Origin of the sequence: Burkholderia sp. KBS0801, from assembly GCF_005937855.2 — a bacterium.
GTDB lineage: Bacteria > Pseudomonadota > Gammaproteobacteria > Burkholderiales > Burkholderiaceae > Burkholderia > Burkholderia ambifaria.
The window spans coordinates 3,425,508-3,443,574 of record NZ_CP042177.1 but is presented as its reverse complement, the minus strand read 5'-3'; the positions used below and the strand labels follow the sequence as shown (position 1 = coordinate 3,443,574).

The 18,067-nt window shown below is 65.0% G+C and carries 11 protein-coding genes; 9 read left to right on the top strand and 2 right to left on the bottom strand.

Features of this window, described 5'->3' with window-relative positions; genetic code table 11:
* Window positions 1-101 precede the first annotated feature (101 nt).
* The 9 genes from tssJ to FFI87_RS16355 all read left to right on the top strand — a co-directional run bounded on the left by tssJ (window position 102) and on the right by FFI87_RS16355 (window position 15,505).
* Entirely contained in the window at window positions 102-644 is a 543-nt protein-coding gene (gene tssJ, locus FFI87_RS16395; RefSeq protein ID WP_012364972.1) for a type VI secretion system lipoprotein TssJ, read from the top strand.
* A 1-nt stretch (window position 645) separates the two neighbouring features.
* Window positions 646-1,995: a type VI secretion system baseplate subunit TssK gene (tssK, locus tag FFI87_RS16390; RefSeq protein WP_012364971.1), complete on the top strand. Its 1,350-nt coding sequence runs from the start codon at window positions 646-648 to the stop codon at window positions 1,993-1,995.
* Window positions 1,992-3,296: a type VI secretion system protein TssL, long form gene (gene tssL / locus FFI87_RS16385; RefSeq protein ID WP_138846977.1), complete on the top strand. Its 1,305-nt coding sequence runs from the start codon at window positions 1,992-1,994 to the stop codon at window positions 3,294-3,296. Before tssK ends, tssL begins: the two co-directional genes overlap by 4 nt.
* Window positions 3,297-3,310: 14 nt before the next feature.
* Window positions 3,311-7,219, top strand: coding sequence for a type VI secretion system membrane subunit TssM (tssM, locus tag FFI87_RS16380; RefSeq protein ID WP_138846978.1), 3,909 nt, complete (start codon window positions 3,311-3,313; stop codon window positions 7,217-7,219).
* 8 nt (window positions 7,220-7,227) lie between these two features.
* Window positions 7,228-8,013 carry a TagF domain-containing protein gene (locus FFI87_RS16375; RefSeq protein ID WP_138846979.1) on the top strand — a complete coding sequence of 262 codons (786 nt, stop codon included), beginning with the start codon at window positions 7,228-7,230 and terminating at the stop codon, window positions 8,011-8,013.
* A complete protein-coding gene (locus tag FFI87_RS16370) occupies window positions 7,994-8,557 on the top strand; it encodes a hypothetical protein (RefSeq protein ID WP_041489873.1) in 564 nt (187 codons plus the stop codon). Before FFI87_RS16375 ends, FFI87_RS16370 begins: the two co-directional genes overlap by 20 nt.
* Window positions 8,558-8,663: 106 nt before the next feature.
* Window positions 8,664-11,684, top strand: a complete 3,021-nt coding sequence (locus FFI87_RS16365; RefSeq protein ID WP_144594376.1) for a type VI secretion system Vgr family protein — start codon at window positions 8,664-8,666, stop codon at window positions 11,682-11,684.
* A gap of 84 nt (window positions 11,685-11,768) precedes the next feature.
* Window positions 11,769-12,035 (top strand): PAAR domain-containing protein, encoded by a 267-nt coding sequence (locus FFI87_RS16360; RefSeq protein WP_105785664.1) that lies wholly within the window; start codon window positions 11,769-11,771, stop codon window positions 12,033-12,035.
* 20 nt (window positions 12,036-12,055) lie between these two features.
* Window positions 12,056-15,505: an RHS repeat-associated core domain-containing protein gene (locus FFI87_RS16355; protein ID WP_138848446.1), complete on the top strand. Its 3,450-nt coding sequence runs from the start codon at window positions 12,056-12,058 to the stop codon at window positions 15,503-15,505.
* A gap of 113 nt (window positions 15,506-15,618) precedes the next feature.
* Here FFI87_RS16355 and FFI87_RS16350 read toward each other — a convergent pair whose 3' ends face one another.
* Together FFI87_RS16350 and FFI87_RS16345 are read right to left on the bottom strand one after the other, a co-directional pair.
* Entirely contained in the window at window positions 15,619-16,974 is a 1,356-nt protein-coding gene (locus tag FFI87_RS16350) for a GlcNAc-transferase family protein (RefSeq protein ID WP_138846981.1), read from the bottom strand.
* A 39-nt stretch (window positions 16,975-17,013) separates the two neighbouring features.
* Window positions 17,014-18,048: a fimbrial protein gene (locus FFI87_RS16345; RefSeq protein ID WP_186381707.1), complete on the bottom strand. Its 1,035-nt coding sequence runs from the start codon at window positions 18,046-18,048 to the stop codon at window positions 17,014-17,016.
* Window positions 18,049-18,067 lie beyond the last annotated feature (19 nt).

The following is an 18,067-nucleotide window of genomic DNA, read 5'->3' as shown; positions in this document are numbered from 1 at the left end:
GGCGCTCGCGCCGGCGGCGTCGCAGGCCGTTGACCAAGGCGTCTTCGTGATGCACAGACGCCTTGGTCAACGGCTGCCCCGGGTACGACAGGATCTTCCATATGTTTTCTCGATTTCCGCCACGTATGGCGACGCGCCGCAATGCGCTCAAACGTATCGCGACCGGACTGACATTGTTGTCGCTTACTGCGTGCGGAGGCGTGCCGACCCGGAAGGAACTGGCCGCGTCGCTGAATCTGAAGATCAAGGTGAGCGATGGCGTCAATCCGGACGAGCTGGGGCGGCCCGCGCCGATCATGGTGAGAATCTATGAATTGAAGTCGGCATATACGTTCGACAACGCCGACTTCTTCTCGCTGCAAAACGACAGCAAGAAAGTGCTGGGCGAAGACGCGATCGTGATCGACGAGTTCGTGCTGCGTCCGGGAGACGTCCGGGATATTCGCCGGCGCATGAACAGCGCGACGACTGCGATCGGCGTGCTGGCCGGATACCGTGAGCTCGGCAAGTCGGTGTGGCGCGGAACGTATCGCATGCCGCCGCCGCCGGACGAAGCATGGCTTCGGGTGCTGACGGCGCGCACGAAAATCAAACTGAACGTGGATATCGGCCAGCGGGCCGTTCTGGTTACTGAATTGGATTGACATGAGTTGGCATAACAAGGTCGTGTGGAGCGAGGGTCTTTTCCTGCTGCCACAACTGTTCCAGCAGCAAGAGCGCTATTTCGAACATTTCGCGCACAAGCGTTCCGCGCCGCTCAGCCCGTTCTTCTGGGGGTTCAGTCAGTTCGAGATCGACCAGGAGTCGCTGGCATTCGGCAAACTCGTATTCAAGAGCGGAGCCGGCGTGTTTCCCGACGGCACGCCATTCGACGTGCCGGCGCATGCGCCGCCGCCGCCGCCGCTGACGATCGCGCCCGAGCACCAGAACCAGGTGATCTATCTGGCCGTCCCGTTGCGCCTGCCCAATACCGAAGAGACGGTGTTTCGCGACGAGACGGCATCGCTGGCTCGCTATCTGGCATTCGAAAACGAGCTGCGGGACAGCAACACGATCGGTCAAGGCCCCAAGCCCGTGCAGCTGGCGAACCTGCGCTTGCGACTGCTGCCCGAGAAGGAACTGACGCAGTCGTGGATCGGCATCGCGCTGACGCGCATCAAGACGCTGCGTGCGGACGGCTCGGTGTCGCTGCACGTCACCGATCACATTCCACCGGTCAGCCAGTATGGCGCCGACCCGCTGCTGCGCGAATGGGCGACGCAATTGCATGGTCTTACGAAGCTGCGCGCCGATGCACTGGCCACCCGCCTGTCGGGTAGCGACGGGCGTGCGGGCGCCGCGGCGGAAGTGGCCGATTACCTGCTTCTGCAGGTGCTGAATCGCTATGAGCCGCTGCTCGAGCATATCTGCCGGATTCGCGAGACGCCGCCGATGGTGTTCTATCGCGAACTCGCGATGATGGCGGGCGAACTGTCGACGTTCGTTCGTCCGCAGACGCGTCGTCCTCTGCCGACACCGGGCTACGATCATGCGCAGTTGTTTGCGAGCATCCGGCCGCTCGTCGAAGAAGTCCACTATCTGCTCAACCAGGTGCTGATCCGCGGTGCGCAGCCGATCCCGCTCACCGAGCAGCCGCATGGCATCCGCGTCGCCGCGGTGATGCCGGCCGAACTGTCGGGCTATTCGAGCCTCGTGCTGGCGGTCGGCGCGCAGATGTCGCCGGACGTGCTCCAGCAGCAATTCGCGGCGCAGACGAAGATCAGCCAGCCGCAGCGTTTGCCGGAGCTCATTCGTTCGCACCTGCCGGGCCTGACGATGGTGCCGCTGCCGGTGCCTCCGCGGCAGATTCCGTTCAATTCGAGCTACATCTATTACGAGCTGTCGCGCAGCGGACCGTTCTGGGAGCAGATCGCGCAACAGGGCGGACTCGCGATGCACATCGCCGGTCATTTCCCCGAGTTGAAGCTCGAGCTCTGGGGGGTGCGCCATAAATGAACTCCGGTACGTTCGACAAAGACGCGTTCGACTTTCTGGCGGGCGATTCCGGGACGGTGCTTGATCCGCAGAAGGAGCGCGGCGGCGAGGAAAGACGCGCATCGGGCCCAGCCGTCGATCCCGGCGAGTTCGATGCGGTCGTGGATATCCAGCAGCGTCTCGACGAGGTGCGGGCGGCCGCCAATCCGCTGCTCGAGGCGGCGCGACCGTTGCTCAGAATGCTCGCCGACATGCCGGCGACGCTCGATACATCGGAAGCGGTGGAAGGACTGCGCACGCTCCTCGTACGCGAGGTCAGCCTGTTCCAGAAGGTGTGCGACAAGGCCGATCTGCCATGGAAGCACATGGCGGTCGTCCGCTACTGTCTGTGCACCGCGCTGGACGAGGCGGCCAACCGCACGAGCTGGGGCGGAGGCGGCGTATGGGCAGCGCGAAGTCTGCTGATCACGTTCGAGGGTGAAGTCGACGGAGGCGAGAAATTCTTCCTGCTGATCGGCCGGATGGCGACCGATCCCCAGGAGTACGTCGACATCCTGGAAATCCTGTATCGCGTGCTCGGGCTCGGATTCGAGGGGCGCTACAGCGTGATGGCCGACGGCCGTCGCTATCTCGAACAGATCCGCCAACGTCTGTGGACGCTCATCACCGGCGCGCGCGACGCGCTTCAGCCCGAGTTGTCGCCGCACTGGCGGGGCGCGCCCCCCGGCAAGCTGCCGCTGCTGCGCAGCGTGCCGGTCTGGGCGTCCGCCGCCGTCGCGGCGCTCGCGCTGTTCGCGCTGTTCGTGTTTTACCAGTACCACCTGCTGACCCAGCGCCATGTGCTGGAGACGCGCATTCTCGAGATCGGCAAGGAGCGACTCGCGTCCGCGCCGCAGCGCCTGCGCCTGTCGCAGCTGTTGCGGAACGAGATCGCGCGCGGCCTGGTGACCGTCGACGAGGACGATCGCCGCAGTATCGTCGTGTTCCGGGGCGATTCGATGTTCGCGTCGGGCAAGAGCGCGGTGCTGCCGGAGATCGAGCCCATCCTGAACAAGGTCGCGAGCGAAGTGGCGCGCGTCGGCGGCAACGTGCTCGTGAGCGGACATACCGACAATCAGCCGATTCGTAGCGCGGCTTTCGCGGACAACCAGGTTTTGTCGGAAAAGCGTGCGGAGTTCGTCGCACAGATCCTGCAGCGGGACGGCACGCCGGCGGAGCGGATTCGCGCGGTCGGCAAGGGTGACACCCAGCCGGTTGGCGATAACGCGACGGCGGCAGGCAGAGCACTCAACCGCCGCGTCGAAATCATGGTCACCCTGTAGTACCGGAATTCAGCATGTCTTATTTGAAACGTCTTTTCAGATGGTTGGTTTCGTGGCGGATGCTGGCGTGCGTGGCGATGCTGCTGGCGTGCGTGGCGGTCTGGTTCCTGGGACCCTTGTTCGTGTTCGGCGAACTGCATCCGTTCGCCGGCGCCGTGATCCGTTCGATCGTGATTGCGCTGTTGGTGTGCCTGCTCGTCCTGTGGCTGCGGCGGTGGCCGCTGAGTCCGATCTGGGTGATCGCGCTTTGCGTCGCGCTTTGGCATGTCGGGCCGTTGTTCGGATTCGCGGAGCATCATCCGCTCGAGCCGATCTGGGTACGTGTGCTGATCGTCGCCGCGATCGTGTTCTGCTATGCCGTCTACGGGCTCTACAAGTTGTGGCAGGCGCTGCGGTCGAACGATGCGCTGCTGAAGCGCTTTCTCGAGCCGAAGGGCGATCAGCCGGTCGAAATCGGCCGCGACGAGGTGCGCGCGGTCGCCATGGTGGTGTCCAAGGCGATTGCGCAGTTGAAGCGCCTGCGTGGCGGCACGCTCGGGTGGCGTCGCTGGCTCGAGGTGGACCGCCATCTGTACGGATTGCCGTGGTACATGATGCTGGGGACGCCGGGAGCCGGGAAGACGACCGCGATCCTCGGCGCGGGCCTGCAGTTTCCGTTGACCGATCAGATGGGCGCGATGTCCGCGCACGATATCGAGCACACCGCGAACTGCGACTGGTGGTTCGCGAACGAGGCGGTGCTGATCGACACCGCCGGCCGCTACGTCGAACAGGACGACGCAGCGGACGAAACGGCCACGACGATCAATGCCGCGGAATGGAAGGAGCTGCTCGGTCAGTTGCGCAAGCATCGACCGCGTGTGCCGCTCAACGGCGCGATCCTGACGGTCAGCGTCGCGGATCTGGTCAACCGGTCGGAGGCGGAGCGCACCGCGCTCGCGGCAAGCCTGCGCGCCCGTCTCGGCGAGCTGCGCCAGCAACTGGGGATTCGTTTCCCGGTATACGTGTTCGTGACGAAACTGGACCTGCTGCCCGGCTTCACCGAATATTTCCAGTCGCTGACGGCGGACGGGCGCACGCAGATCTGGGGCTTTACGCTGCCGTGTGACGAGTCGGGCGAGGCCAGTGTCGACGGGCTGCGACGTCACTGCGTGCACGAGCTGGCGCTGCTCGAAGCGCGGATCGATGCCGGCGTGAACAACCGCTTGCTGGAAGAATACGAGAGCGATCGTCGCAAGCGGTTGTACCCGCTCGCACAGGAATTCCGCGGTCTGTCGATGCTGGTTGCGGATTTGGTCGAACTGGTGTTCCTCGATTCCCGCTATGACGACGCGCAGTTGCAGAACATGCTGCGCGGCGTGTATTTCACGAGCGCCGAGCAGACGGACCAGATGGTGGCCGTCGATCGCGAGACGGTGCTGCAGCGGCTGAAACGCAAGCTCGCGCGCCTTCGTACGGTCAGCGACACGGCAGCGCAAGCGCGCGGCGACGGGGCGATAGCAGGGCATCGGAGTTTCTTCCTGCGCAATGTGTTTCAGCACGTGATCGTGCCGGAGGCGCATCTGGTCCGTGCCGACCTGAAGTGGGAGATACGCTTCAGAACGATGCGCTGGGCCGGTCATCTGCTGACCGCGGCCGTGTTCGTCTGGCTCGCGTTCGCGTTGACGGTGAGTCACGAAAACAACCAGAACTATTTGTCGGCGATTGCCGGCAAGACCTCGGCGCTCGCCGTGCACGCCGCGGCGTACAACAAGGCGCCGAAGGCGTCGGCGATCGGCGGTCTGCTGGACAGATCGAGGGATCTGCCGCGCTACGGCGATCTCGATCTCGACGCGCCGGGGCTCGCTTACCGTTATGGCCTGTACGTCGTTCCGGCCATCGTCACCGCGTCGGACACGACCTATCTGAGCCTGCTGAAGCAGACATTGATGCCGCAAATCGTGTCGCGCGTCGAAAGCGAGCTGAACACGCAGATCGCAGCGCAAAACTCTGACGATGTGTACCGGACGCTGGCCATCTATCTGATGTTGTACGACGCCGAGCATTACGACGCGAAGGCCGTGCGAGCATGGGTATTGCGTGACTGGGAGCGCTCGGACAGCGCGGCGGCGATGGGAGGGCGCAATGCGATGACGCGCCACCTGGAGGCGCTGTTCGTCGACGAACGGCCCGTCACGCCGTCCATGAAACAGGATGCCGCGCTCGTGCAGCGGGCGCGACTCTTCCTGAGCCAGAATCCGGCGCCGAAACGCCTCTATGAACGGGCGATCGGTGCGATGGAGAAAGAGGCACCCGACAACTTCACGCTCGCGCAGGCACTCGGGTTGCAGGGTGCGTCGCTCTTCAAGCTGGTGGATGGCTCGCGCTTCGAACAAGGCGTGCCGGGGCTTTACACGTACGACGGTTACCACGCGCTGTTCAGTCGGCGCCTGCCGGAATTTCTGGCGCGCGCGCAGGCCGACGACGATTGGGTCATGGGCCGTCCCGCCAAGCGCACCGACCTGACCGCGTCGATCCAGGGCATGCGTGTCGTGACGTCGAGATCGTCGCTTGCCGACGAGATTCGCCGCCAGTATCTGATCGATTACGGGAACTACTGGCAACAGTTTCTCGCGGACATTCGGCCGGCCACCAGTGGCGAGAATGGTCGCGACGGCACGCTGGCGCTCGATCAGGCGACGCTGCGCGCGCTCGCCGCGCCCGATTCGCCGCTGGTCAGGCTGGCGCGTGCGGTGGTCAGGGAAACGTCGCTGTCGGTGATCAATGCACAGGACCCATCGTCGCTGAACGATCTCGCGCTGACGGCGGTTGGCCGCCAATCGACCGCGGCGCGGACCGCGGCGATCGAGGCCGCGAAGATTGCCGCGCAGCGGCCCGAAACGCGGCTCGAAAAGGAGTTCGTCGACAACCGCTTTGCAGCGCTGCGCGAAGTCACCACCGGACAGGCCGACACCGGCAGCGGCCCGGCGATGACGGACAAGCCGATCTCCGGGGGCGGCAAGGCGTTGCAACTCGACGCGATTCTGACGCTGATCAACGAGCAATACACGCGCCTCGTCGTCGCGAGCAACGCACTGTCGGCCAACAGCATGCCGCCGGCGCTGGATATCGGTACGACGTTGCAGACGGAGGCCGAAAAGCTGCCCGCGCCATTGCAGCTCGTACTGGGCGGCATCGCGACGCAGGTGGCCGACAAGGTCGGGCAGGAGGTCGGCGGGCTGCTCGCGATGCAGGTCGATACGAGCGTCGGGCAAAGTTGCCGGCGCACGATCGACGGGAAATACCCATTCGTGCGTAGCAGTCAGGAAGTCGATGTGGAGGACTTCAACCGGATGTTCGCGGCGGGTGGCGTATTCGACGAATTCTTCCAGAAATCGCTGGCGAGCTATGTCGATACGAACGCAAAGCCTTGGCGCTACAAGTCGCTGAGCCCCGGCATGCCGCCGATCAAGGGCCCGAGCCTCGCGCCGTTCGAACGCGCGGCCGCGATCCGCGAAGTGTTCTTCCGCGATCAGGGCGCGAAGCGGATGGCGTGGAAGATGGATGCCAAGGTGGCCGCGATCGATCCCGAGATCACCGAATTGCTGATCGACATCGACGGTCAGACGCAGCGCTACGTGCACGGCCCTGTCACGCCGTTCGCGCTGAGCTGGCCCGGGCCGCGCGGCGGTGCGGTGGCCGAGATCGCGGCAAAGCCGGCGATCCGGCCGGATACGTCGACGATCGTCGCGACGGGGCCCTGGGCGCTGTTCCGGTTGATCGAGCGCGGCCGGTTGACCGGCACGGCATCGGCCAGCCGTCTGACCCTCGGTTTCGATTTCGATGGCCGGCATGCGGCGCTCGAATTGATGACGAGCGGCCAGTCGAATCCGCTGACGAGCAACCTGCTCACGGGCTTTCATTGCCCGGGGGGGCTCGCGTGACGGTTGGCATGCCCGCGCTGTGGGGGCGTCTTCCCGCGTCCGGGGAGCAGGTTCGCTACCGAACGACCGTCGTGCAGGCGCTGCAATGGCAACACTGGCTCACGCGTCATCCCGACTGGATCACGCATCTATCCGGCGAAGGGGGCGCGCACGCGTTGCCATGGAGTTTCGTGCTGACCCCCGCATGCTCGCCGTTTGGCGACGGGCGCTATGTCGTTGGCGTGATGGCTGCTTCGTGCGATCGGGCTGGACGGCGTCATCCGTGCATCGTCTGCTGTGCCGTATCGCGCCGCTGGCTGGAACGCCGGCTGCGCGAACCACGTGGTGTGCTGTTCCAGATGGCGCGCCTACTCGCGAAGCATGTGCCGCCGCGCGCGCAACCCGCGGCCGCGGATATGTCGGTGGCGTCGTTGCATGCGCAACTGGACGCGCTGTGGCGAGCGGCTCACGCGTTCGCGTGGCCGCGCCTGGGCGGTCGCGGCCGAAAGGCGGCCGTGTCGCCGGGGGCCTCGCAAGCGCGACCGGCCGAGCGCGACGACGATCCGGCACGTGTGCTGACCGGCGTGCCCGAGGCACCGTGGACGGCCTGGCCGCGATGTGTGGCGCAGTGCGACGGCGGATGGTTCTGGCAACAGGACGATCGCGGCGGTTTTGTCGATCAGTGGCGGGTCACCCGTGCGCCGGCGTGCGAAGCGGCTACCGGGCGCGGCGCCGGCGAACCGGAGTCCGGTCACGGCGGGCAACGCGCTGTCGATATCGAGCAAGGGCGGATTCATGAACATACGGAACGCTGATACGTACACGTTCGATCAACTGCCGAGCGAGCACGAGCTGGACACACGAATGCTCGAGCGGGCGATCGCTTCGAATTGCACGACGCTGCGCAGCCGGCATCGCGAGTATCGCGAACGGGTCGCATTTCGTCGCATGCCGCATATCAAGAAGCTCGAACGCACGTTGTGGTTGGCCGCCTGGCAACTGCGTGGGGTGGACGACGCGAAGGTGGCGGCGCTATGCGGCAGCGGCAACCTGTCGACGATTGCGAGCACGCTGGGCGAATGGCTGGGCGTACATGCGGCGCCGGTCGAGTGGGTAGTGGCCATCGATCCCGCGGACGGGGCACCGTCGATTCCGAGTTTGCGCGCGGTCTACTGCATGCGGCGCGTCGTTGCGTTCGGACGGAAAGTGATCGATGCGCGCGAGCCGGGCGATCTCGAGCTGGCCGCCAGCTATCTGGTCGATGCCGCGACAAGTATCGGCGCCGATTTGCTGATCGACGTGCTGCTCAAGCTCGCGGCGGTGCGCATCCGGTATCCGGTGCGCGCGGCCGGCACATGACGCAGGCAGTGGCATCACGGTGGCGCGGTACGACAAGCGCACAGGGATATAGGGGAATGCGCGCGGGCGCATCTTTGTTTTGGGTGAGTGGGAGCGAATAGATCGCATGTCAATCAATTCTTCGGAAGGACTGGTCAATCAGGAGCGCACGGTGGTGATTCGCAGCGATGCGATGCCACGGCTGCTTGGCAAGCCCGCGCTTCGGTTCCTGTCGCTTCGCGGTGGAGAACACCTCGGGAAACTTTACACGTACGAGTTGCTGCTGCGCACGCCGGATGATTTTCACGTGCCGTTGTCGACCAGTGCGAATCTCGACTTGAAGGCGATGATCGGCACGGAGATGACCGTCAGTGTTCAACTGGAGGGCATCGGAACAGGCGTGGAAGGCGGCGTCGGCGCCGGCGGCCGGGAAATCAGCGGCCTCGTCGTGAAGGCCGGTTTCCTGCGCACGGAAGGGCGCTACAACGTTTATCGGATCGTGTTGCGGCCCTGGCTTTGGCTCGCGACGCTGACGAGCGACTACAAGATCTTTCAGGACAAGACGGTGGTCGAGATCATCGACACCGTGCTGAGTGATTATCCGTATCCGGTCGACAAGCGTCTCGACGTCGACAAGTACACGGTGCAGGGCGAGAGCACGCGCAATGAGCCGCGGGCGTTCCAGGTGCAATACGGCGAAACGGATTTCGATTTTATCCAGCGCCTGATGGAGGAGTGGGGGATCTACTGGTTCTTCGAGCACTCCGACGGCAAGCATCGGCTCGTGCTGTGCGATCACATCGGCGCGCATCGCCGCTCGCCGAGTGCCGCCTATCACGAAATTAGGCATCACCCGGAAGGCGGCAAGATCGACATCGAGTATCTGAACTATTTCTCGACGGACGAATCGCTGCGGCCGGGGCGCGTGGTGGTCGACGATTTCGACTTCACGCGGCCGAGGGCGCTGCTCGTGACGTCGAACCATCAGCCGCGAGAAACGAATTGGGGCGAAGGTGAGTTGTTCGAGTGGCCGGGCGACTACACCGACAGCAAGCATGGCGACCTGATCAGCCGGGTCCGGATGGAGGAACGGCGTGCGCCCGGCACGCGTGCGTTCGGCAAGGGAAACGTGCGAGGTCTTGCGTGCGGCCAAACCTTTACGCTGACGAAACATAAGCACAAGGAAGCCAACCGCGAGTACTTGATCATCGAAGCGGCGTTGATGCTGACCGAGATCGCCGACGAATCTGGTAGCGGTTACCGGTACGAATGCAATAACGAGCTGATCGTACAGCCGACGAGCGAAGTGTTCCGGATGCCGCGCGAGACGCCGAAGCCGACCACGAGTGGTCCGCAATCGGCGATTGTCGTGGGTCCGCCGGGACACGAGGTGTGGACGGACGAGTTCGGCCGCGTGAAGGTGCGCTTCCTGTGGGACCGATATGCACGCAACGATGCGACGGATTCGTGCTGGGTCCGTGTCAGCCAGGCATGGGCAGGCGTGAATTTCGGTGGCATCTATATTCCACGAATCGGGCAGGAAGTGATCGTCGGCTTCATGAATGGCGATCCGGATCGTCCGTTGATTCTCGGCAGCCTGTACAACACCGTGACGCCGCCGCCGTGGGATCTGCCTGCGGAAGCCACGAAAAGCGGCTTCAAGAGCAAGACGATCACGGGCGGCCGCGAAAACTACAGCGGCATCCGGTTCGAAGACAAGAAGGGTTCCGAGGAATTCCACATGCAGGCGGAGCGGGACATGAACCGCCTGACGAAGAACAACGAATCGCACACCGTCGGTGTGAATCTGTCGATGGGCGTGGGGCTCACGCACACGCGTGCGGTGGGCGGGATGTTCAGCAGTATCGTGGGCGGCGTCGCCAGCTACGCGGTGGGCGGCGCCGAGTCGACGATGATCGGCGGTGCGTGCGCGTTGAACGTCGGCGGTGCGTACGCGATTGCGGTGGGCGGTGCAATGTCGACGTCGGTGGGCGGTGCCTATGCGCTGAACGTCGGTGGCGCGCTTTCCATCGTGTGTGGTGCATCGGCCATCAACATGACGGCCGACGGCACGATCAAGCTGGTCGGCACGAAGATCCGAATCGTCGGCAGTAACGAGGTCGTGGTTCAGGGTTCGCCGCTGCAGTTGAATCCTGGATGCGGCGACGGCGGTGCGGGTGGTGGGGGCGGGGGTGGGGCGATTCCGCCGATTCCGTTCCCGAATTTCATGTTTAGGATGACCAAGCCGACTTTGCCGCCGCCGCCGCCGCCGCCGACAGTTGTTCCGCCGCCGCCGCCGCCGCCGAGCGTTGAGCCGCCGCCGCCAAGCGAGACGCCGCCGCCAAGCGAGATGCCGCCGCCAAGCGAGATGCCGCCGCCAAGCGAAATGCCGCCGCCAAGCGAGACGCCGCCGCCAAGCGAGATGCCGCCGCCAAGCGAGATGCCGCCGCCAAGCGAGATGCCGCCGCCAAGCGAAATGCCGCCGCCGAGCGAAATGCCGCCGCCAAGCGAAATGCCGCCGCCGAGCGAAATGCCGCCGCCGAGCGAAATGCCGCCGCCGAGCGAAATGCCGCCGCCGAGCGAAATGCCGCCGCCGAGCGAAATGCCGCCGCCGAGCGAAATGCCGCCGCCGAGCGAGACGCCGCCGCCGAGCGAAATGCCGCCACCGAGCGAAACGCCGCCGCCAAGCGAGACGCCGCCGCCGAGCGAAACGCCGCCGCCGAGCGAGACGCCGCCGCCGAGCGAAACGCCGCCGCCAAGCGAGACGCCGCCGCCGAGCGAAACGCCGCCGCCGAGCGAAACGCCGCCGCCGAGCGAAACGCCGCCGCCGAGCGAAACGCCGCCGCCGAGCGAAACGCCGCCGCCGAGCGAAACGCCGCCGCCGAGCGAGACGCCGCCGCCGAGCGAGACGCCGCCGCCGAGCGAGACGCCGCCGCCGAGCGAGACGCCGCCGCCGAGCGAGACGCCGCCGCCGAGCGAAATGCCGCCGCCAAGCGAGACGCCGCCGCCGAGCGAAACGCCGCCGCCGAGCGAAACGCCGCCGCCGAGCGAAACGCCGCCGCCGAGCGAGACGCCGCCGCCAAGCGAGACGCCGCCGCCAAGCGAGACGCCGCCGCCAAGCGAAGAGCCACCGGAATCGGAATTTTGATTTCGTGGCTAAGCCGTGTGTCGCCGCACCCTGCACGGGTGCGGCGACACCAAAGTGATGGGTTTTACTGGGAGAGAATTCACCATGAGCAATCCAGCAGCCAGAGTCGGTGACGCGATAGGCCATGGCGGAGCGATCGTGACCGGTTCGGGTGACGTGTTCACCAACGGGATATCGGCCGCGTATGTCGGCAGCGTCGCGGTTTGCGGCGTTCATTGTTCGGCCCAAGCGGTCGTGACCGGTTCGGGGTCCGTATTCATCAACGGTTCGCAGGCGGCATTCGTTGCGTGCTCGACGTCCTGCGGCGCCCCGGTCGCATCGGGGTCCGACGACGTGTTCATCGGCGGGTAACGAGAGGTCAGGGAGTTCAAATGAGTGGAATTGGAGGGTTGGGCGGCGTGCTTGCCGGGTTGCAGGGCACGGTGCTGGAGTCGCTCGACATCGCGCCGCGCCTCGATCGTCATCGCGGGCAGCCGGGTGATTTGGCCGGCCGCCACGGGGTGGAGCGGGCGTTGTCCGGCCTCCTCTGCGAGTCGGTCGACATGGTTTCGGGCAACAAGATTTGCCTGTCGCGAAACGAGGTCGACTTCAGGTTGCCCGGTCGTTTGCCGATCCACTGGGCGAGGTTCTATTCGAGTGCGCTGTCCGCGGACGGCATGCTCGGGCTCGGCTGGCGTACTGCCTGGGACGTCACGCTGCGACGCCGGGACGACAACCGGCTCGACTACATCGACGAGCAGGGCCGGATCGTGTCGCTGCCCATGCCCGAACGCGGCTACCAGATCATCGTTTCGTCCGAACAGCTCCATGTGGCCCGACTGCCGGACGACCGCATCGTTGTCGCCGATCTGACGCCGCGTTACACCGTCTTCGGGGAATTCGACGAACACGGCGTCGCACGCATCAAGTATGTCGAGGATCTGGGGCGCCGCCGGGTGGGCTGCATCTGGGACGGCGGGCGCCTGCTCCGCATGCGCGGCACCTGCGGGCATGAACTTCGGATGCACTACGGGCGCGACGGGTCACGCTTGACCGGCATCGAATGCGTCGATGGCGGACCGACCGGCTTTCTTGTTCGCTACGGGTACGACAAGCACGGCCGGCTGGCCGAGGTGCGCAACCGGCTCGGTGATGTCGTGCGCGGCTTCGCCTACGACGACAGCGGTCGCATGGTCGAGGAAATCGGTCCGCTTCGACAGACCATGCGCTACACGTGGCAGACGATCGGCGGTGCGTCGCGCGTCGTTGAGCGCTCGACGTGCCGCGGGGCGCGCGAGCACTGCACGTACGAACTGGCCGAACGTAGTACGCAAGCGACCGACGTGTTTGGCCATACGGCACACTGGCAATACGATGCGCGTGGTCGCGTGCTCGCTTATGTCGATTTCGACGGACGGCGGTATGCGTTCCAGTACGACAACGCGGGCTGGCCGAGCGAACTGACGTTGCCGGGCGAGCGGCGGGTGTCCGTCGTCAACGACAATCTGGGCCGCCCAATCCGTGAGGAGGTGCCGTTGAGCGGCGAACGCTTGACGGTCTACGCGTTCGCGAGCCGCGAGCCGCTGAGCATTCGCCTGCAAGATGGCCGGACGTGGCTCTGGCAGCGCGACGACGAATTGCGGCCGACCCAGTTCCAGTCGCCGTCCGACGGCGTTACTCAGACGACGTATTCGGAACAGGATGGCGTCCAGGTTCGGACCGACACGCACGAGCAGCGCGGCGCCGTCGTGCTTGAATACGACGGGCGCGGGCTCGTGTCGAAGCGGACCGACGCCGCGGGGCGCACGGTGATCTATCGGCGCGACGGCAACGGACATGTCGTGGCCGTCACGGACCCGTTCGGAGCCGTGACGCAGATCGAGCCGGATCTGCTCGGGCGGCCGTTGACCGTTACGCTGCCGGACGGCCGGCAGGAGCGGCGGATCTGGAACGCCGCGGGGCAGTTGACCACGTCGACCGGCCTTGACGGGCAGGCACGGCACTGGCATCGCGACCAGTACGGGTGCGTGGTGAGCGCGGTGGACGAGGAAGGCAACGTCACGGCGCACGAATTAGATGCACATGGCCGCAGGGTTCGCACCGTCGCCGGCAACGGCGGGATTCAGCGCCTGACCTGGGACCCGGTCGAGCGGTTGACGTCGATCGTCGACGCGGACGGCGTGACCCGCTCGTTCAGTTATGCCGCATCGGGCGATCTGCAGCAGATCACGGCGACGTCGGACGGACAGACGCGCACCGAAACTTTCGCGAACGATGCGCTCGGACGGATGGTCGGCCGCGATACCGAACATGCCCGCTATCGCTACACGTATGTACGCGACGGCATGCTGGGGATGATCCACTGCCTGCCGACCGAAGCGGGGGCGGCGATCGGCGTCGAACCCGACACACTTCGCTTCGAATACGATTCGGCCGGGCGTCTGACTGCGGAGCATGACATGCACGGCGCACTGCGCTACGCGTATGACGACGCCGGGCGGCTCGCCGCCGTGACGCTGCCGGACGGGCACGTCGTGAAATCGGAGCGCGACGACGCGGGCATGGTCTCGCTCATCGGGCTGGGCCACGGCGACGAGATGCGCGGCATCGCCGCGCTCGGTTACGAGGCGGCCACGCGTCAGTTGTTGCGCTCCCAGGGGGAACTGTATCTACGTTCCGTTTATGCGGGCGGGTCGCTCGAGCGCTGGTTCGCGATGACGGTGATCCGAACGTCGGATAACGAGATGTTGCCGGGCAGCGCCGAATTCTGGCGGGAGTTTCATTACAGTCCGGCCGGCAATCTCGTGCAGGTCGACGACCGTTTCAACGGCCGGACCTATTACGATTACGATCGTCGCGGCTGCCTGCTGCGCGTCGTCTCGGATGAGATCGGCATCGAATATTTCATGTGGGATGCAGCGGGCAACTTGCTCGATACGCCGCGCACCGGATGGCAACCCGCCGTCTATCCCGATCATCGACTACGCGAGTGCCGAGGTTATCGCTACGAATACGATGCGTGGGGGCAGGTCGTCGCCAAGCGCGGCGCGGCGGATGAACAGACGTTCACATGGGACGCGGACGGCCGGTTGATGAGCGTGCGAAGCCGGCGCGGCGAGGTGCGTTACCGCTACGATGCGCTGGGGCGCCGCGTCGGTAAATCGGTCGGACAATCGCACGCGGGTGGGGCACTGCGCTCGGACGAGAACGCAGAGGTCACGCGCTTTGTCTGGCATGGGGAGCGCCTCGTCCAGGAAACGACGGGCGAGAACGTGCGGATTTATCTGTATCAGCCGGCACGGGACGGGGCCGTCGGTTATGCGCCGCTTGCCTGCGTGGACCGGCGACGCAGGGACGACGGCACCTTTTCCGAGATGCACGTGTATTACTACCAGACCGATCTCGCCGGCACGGCGGTCGCGCTGACCGACGAAGCGGGCAAGCTCGTGTGGAGCGGCCGTTACAAGGCATGGGGGCAGGTGATACCGTGGACTCAACTGGCGACGCCGGTGCGGCAGCCGTTGCGGTTTGCGGGGCAGTACCTGGACGACGAGACCGGGCTGCACTTGAATGGCCGGCGCTACTACGATCCCGATGTGGGCCGTTATCTCCGCCCGGACCGTTCCGCACCGGCGGGCGTGAGCCCGTACCGCTACGTGTCGAGCCCGTTGAGCGTCGCGAACCCGAACGGTAGCGCCGTTTCGCTGAGACGGCCGAAGGAGGACGTTGACGGCGCATCGTGTGCGGAAGGGCCGATTGATCTGTCGACGCGGTTGACAGGCGGCATCGACGAGCGCGATGTCATTCCGGGCGGCGAATGGCTGGCGTGGCTGGACCGTTAAAGCGGGACGCGTATCAATGGGGGGCCGGTCGCCCCCCGATTTGTTTCAGTGAAGCAGGCGGCGTTTTCCCGGCGTCGGCCGGTATTGCGGCCACGCCTTGCGCCGAAGTTAAATTAGATCGAGCGTTGGAGTTCGCGCAGCAGCGTCCCGTCGCGGGCGAATAATTCGATCGTGTAATGGTCGGGAACTTGTTCGAATCCGGTGGCGAAGTACAGATGCATGTCGAACCATTCACGCTTGATGTGCTTGTGAAACTGGCCGGCATCGAGCATTTCGCCGTGGTGAATCACCGTCCCGTCCTGCGCATGGGCGTTCATGCGGAAATGATCGAGCTGCGGCAGGATATCCGTGAACCGGGCCCGATGCGCCCAGACGCGGAAATCGTGGGCGCGCAGCAGCGTGGCCTTGTATTCTTCGTCGGATGTGCAAACCGGCGTATCGAGGATCGGCGGTAAACCATCGAGCGTTTCCCGGCGCACGCCGCGATGGGCGAAGCTGATGCCCGCGTAGGCTTCGTATTGTGCGAGCGTGCGCTCGGTCCCGAGACCGTACGGCCCGAAATCCATGCCATCGGACAACGCGCCATCCACGCCGAGCAGTGCCCGGTTTCGCTCAAAGGAACGGTCGTTGCGTGCATGCCAGTTCTCCGCGACGAGGCCGCTGGCTTGTGCCTCGGGCGTGTGATCGTCCCAAATCTTGACTCGGCTGGCGCGCGTGTATTCGTGCCAGGCGAGGACGCGATGCGGGATGTAGATATCGTAGCCGTGCGTGAAGGCACGAACGGCGATCGAGATTTCCTCGCCCAGAAAGAAGTAGCTCGGATCATGCCGGACATCGACGGCGAAATGGCCATCCGCAAAAGCGAAGTGAGCGCTGTAGAACGCGCCCGGGACAGGCGCCTCCAACGCTTGCCAGTTATCGAGCCAGCCTGAACGAAGCGACAGCACGCCTTCCGGCATAAAGCGCTGGAAATACAGGCCGGTCGGCGTATGGGGGAGCGTGTCGCGCTGGGCGCCGGGCTGAAAGCCGGGCAGGTAGGTGGTAAGGAGCGGCTTCGCGCTGCGCGGGCGCAGCGATTCGAGCATCGCGATGGCCAGATCGTCCCACGCGTCGACGAAGTAGTGGTGAGAATCGAGTTGCAGCGTGTAGCGCTCGTCGTGGTACTGCTGCTGGATCAGATTGCGTGCCCAGCAGGCGCCCTGGGACTGCTGATGGGGCACATCGATCAGCTCGACGATGGCGTCTCGATAGGAAAGCGTATGAGTCGGGAACGCGCCATCGTGGCGCGCGTGCCAACGCGAGAAGCCGTGCGCGAAGAAGGCGCCGATGGTCTCGTCCAGTGCGTGCTGCCAGCACACGACGATGCGGAGCTGGTCCGGGCGGGTGGCGCGCTCGATCAGGTCGAGCAGCGTCGGGATCAACTGTGGATCGCGATAGCTGGCGATCTGGACGAAAATGGTGCGTTCCATGGTGTCGATAAGTCGGGTTTCGTGAATCCGTTGGAGAAGTTAGAGGATGTCCAGCGTGATGACGGAGGTCGCGTCGATCTTGCCCGTGGTGGGCGGCTGGTTGCCCACGCGCAGCACGGTGGCTTCGAGATCGAAGCCTGACTCCATCGCGCCCCCCGGCTTCTGAACGAGCGCGCTGCTCGCGTCGCCGGGCTTGAGCAGGGCACCGGTCGTTTTGTCGCGCAGACGGATCGCGAGGTGCTGGGCGCCGGTATTCTGGATCAGCGCGGGGTTGTCCAAGTCTCGAGGCGCGCTCAGCGTGGCGGTGATCGACGCCGGGGGCGTCGGGCCCGAGCAGAGCACCCGGAAGTTCACGGGGCGCGTCGGGCCGGTTGTCTGCGAAACGTCATAGGGGCCGAACTGGCCGAAGTCGATGTTCAGCGTGCTGCTGTCGACGCGGCAGCTCGGCAACACCCGGAGCGACACGTTGCCGGAGTAGATGTTGGTTACGGCCACACCGGGATTGCCATCGCCATAGGTTCGGGCGACATGGCCAAAGCTTGTCGTCGAAAAGCTCGGGATGTCGTTACTGGTCTTGACCAGATCGATTCTGTATTTTGCGCCGTTGCCGTAGTTGACCGGTTGTGTGCCCGGGGTGGACGGATTTTCCGTCCAGTTGTTCGTGTAAGGCACGACGCTGGTGCTGCCGCTGGCGCGAACGTAGTTGAGCCGAAACCCGACTCCTGGCACGTTGGTATCGTAAATCTTGCCGCCCAGCGACGAAAGCTTGGGAGGGGTCATGAAGTCAACATTGATTGCGCCGGTCGGCGGATCGCAGGCGATGAAAATCATCTCGGGCGTGGGGGCGGACTCACCGCTGACGAGCGGGCTGCCGATCGGCAGATCGGGGTCGATGTCGACGACCCCGGCTGGAAAGCTGATATTGAATATCGTCAATATCTGGTTCGGCATCGGCCGTGTTTCGGCCCACTTCGCTGACTCCTCTTGGGTAATGGGCCGACACGCCGCCAGCACGGCCGGCGACGCTGGCAGCAGACACGCGGCAGCGAGGATAACTCGGGTTTTTTTCATCATTTGACCATGCGCTGAAGAC

Bases quoted from the DNA above. Each gene is read 5' to 3' on its own strand.
- tssL (WP_138846977.1), top strand. From the start codon at position 1,992: ATGAACTCCGGTACGTTCGACAAAGACGCGTTCGACTTTCTGGCGGGC.
- tssJ (WP_012364972.1), top strand. From the start codon at position 102: ATGTTTTCTCGATTTCCGCCACGTATGGCGACGCGCCGCAATGCGCTC.
- FFI87_RS16355 (WP_138848446.1), top strand. From the start codon at position 12,056: ATGAGTGGAATTGGAGGGTTGGGCGGCGTGCTTGCCGGGTTGCAGGGC.
- FFI87_RS16360 (WP_105785664.1), top strand. From the start codon at position 11,769: ATGAGCAATCCAGCAGCCAGAGTCGGTGACGCGATAGGCCATGGCGGA.
- FFI87_RS16365 (WP_144594376.1), top strand. From the start codon at position 8,664: ATGTCAATCAATTCTTCGGAAGGACTGGTCAATCAGGAGCGCACGGTG.
- tssK (WP_012364971.1), top strand. From the start codon at position 646: ATGAGTTGGCATAACAAGGTCGTGTGGAGCGAGGGTCTTTTCCTGCTG.
- FFI87_RS16350 (WP_138846981.1), bottom strand. From the start codon at position 16,974: ATGGAACGCACCATTTTCGTCCAGATCGCCAGCTATCGCGATCCACAG.
- FFI87_RS16345 (WP_186381707.1), bottom strand. From the start codon at position 18,048: ATGATGAAAAAAACCCGAGTTATCCTCGCTGCCGCGTGTCTGCTGCCA.
- FFI87_RS16375 (WP_138846979.1), top strand. From the start codon at position 7,228: ATGCCCGCGCTGTGGGGGCGTCTTCCCGCGTCCGGGGAGCAGGTTCGC.
- FFI87_RS16370 (WP_041489873.1), top strand. From the start codon at position 7,994: ATGAACATACGGAACGCTGATACGTACACGTTCGATCAACTGCCGAGC.
- tssM (WP_138846978.1), top strand. From the start codon at position 3,311: ATGTCTTATTTGAAACGTCTTTTCAGATGGTTGGTTTCGTGGCGGATG.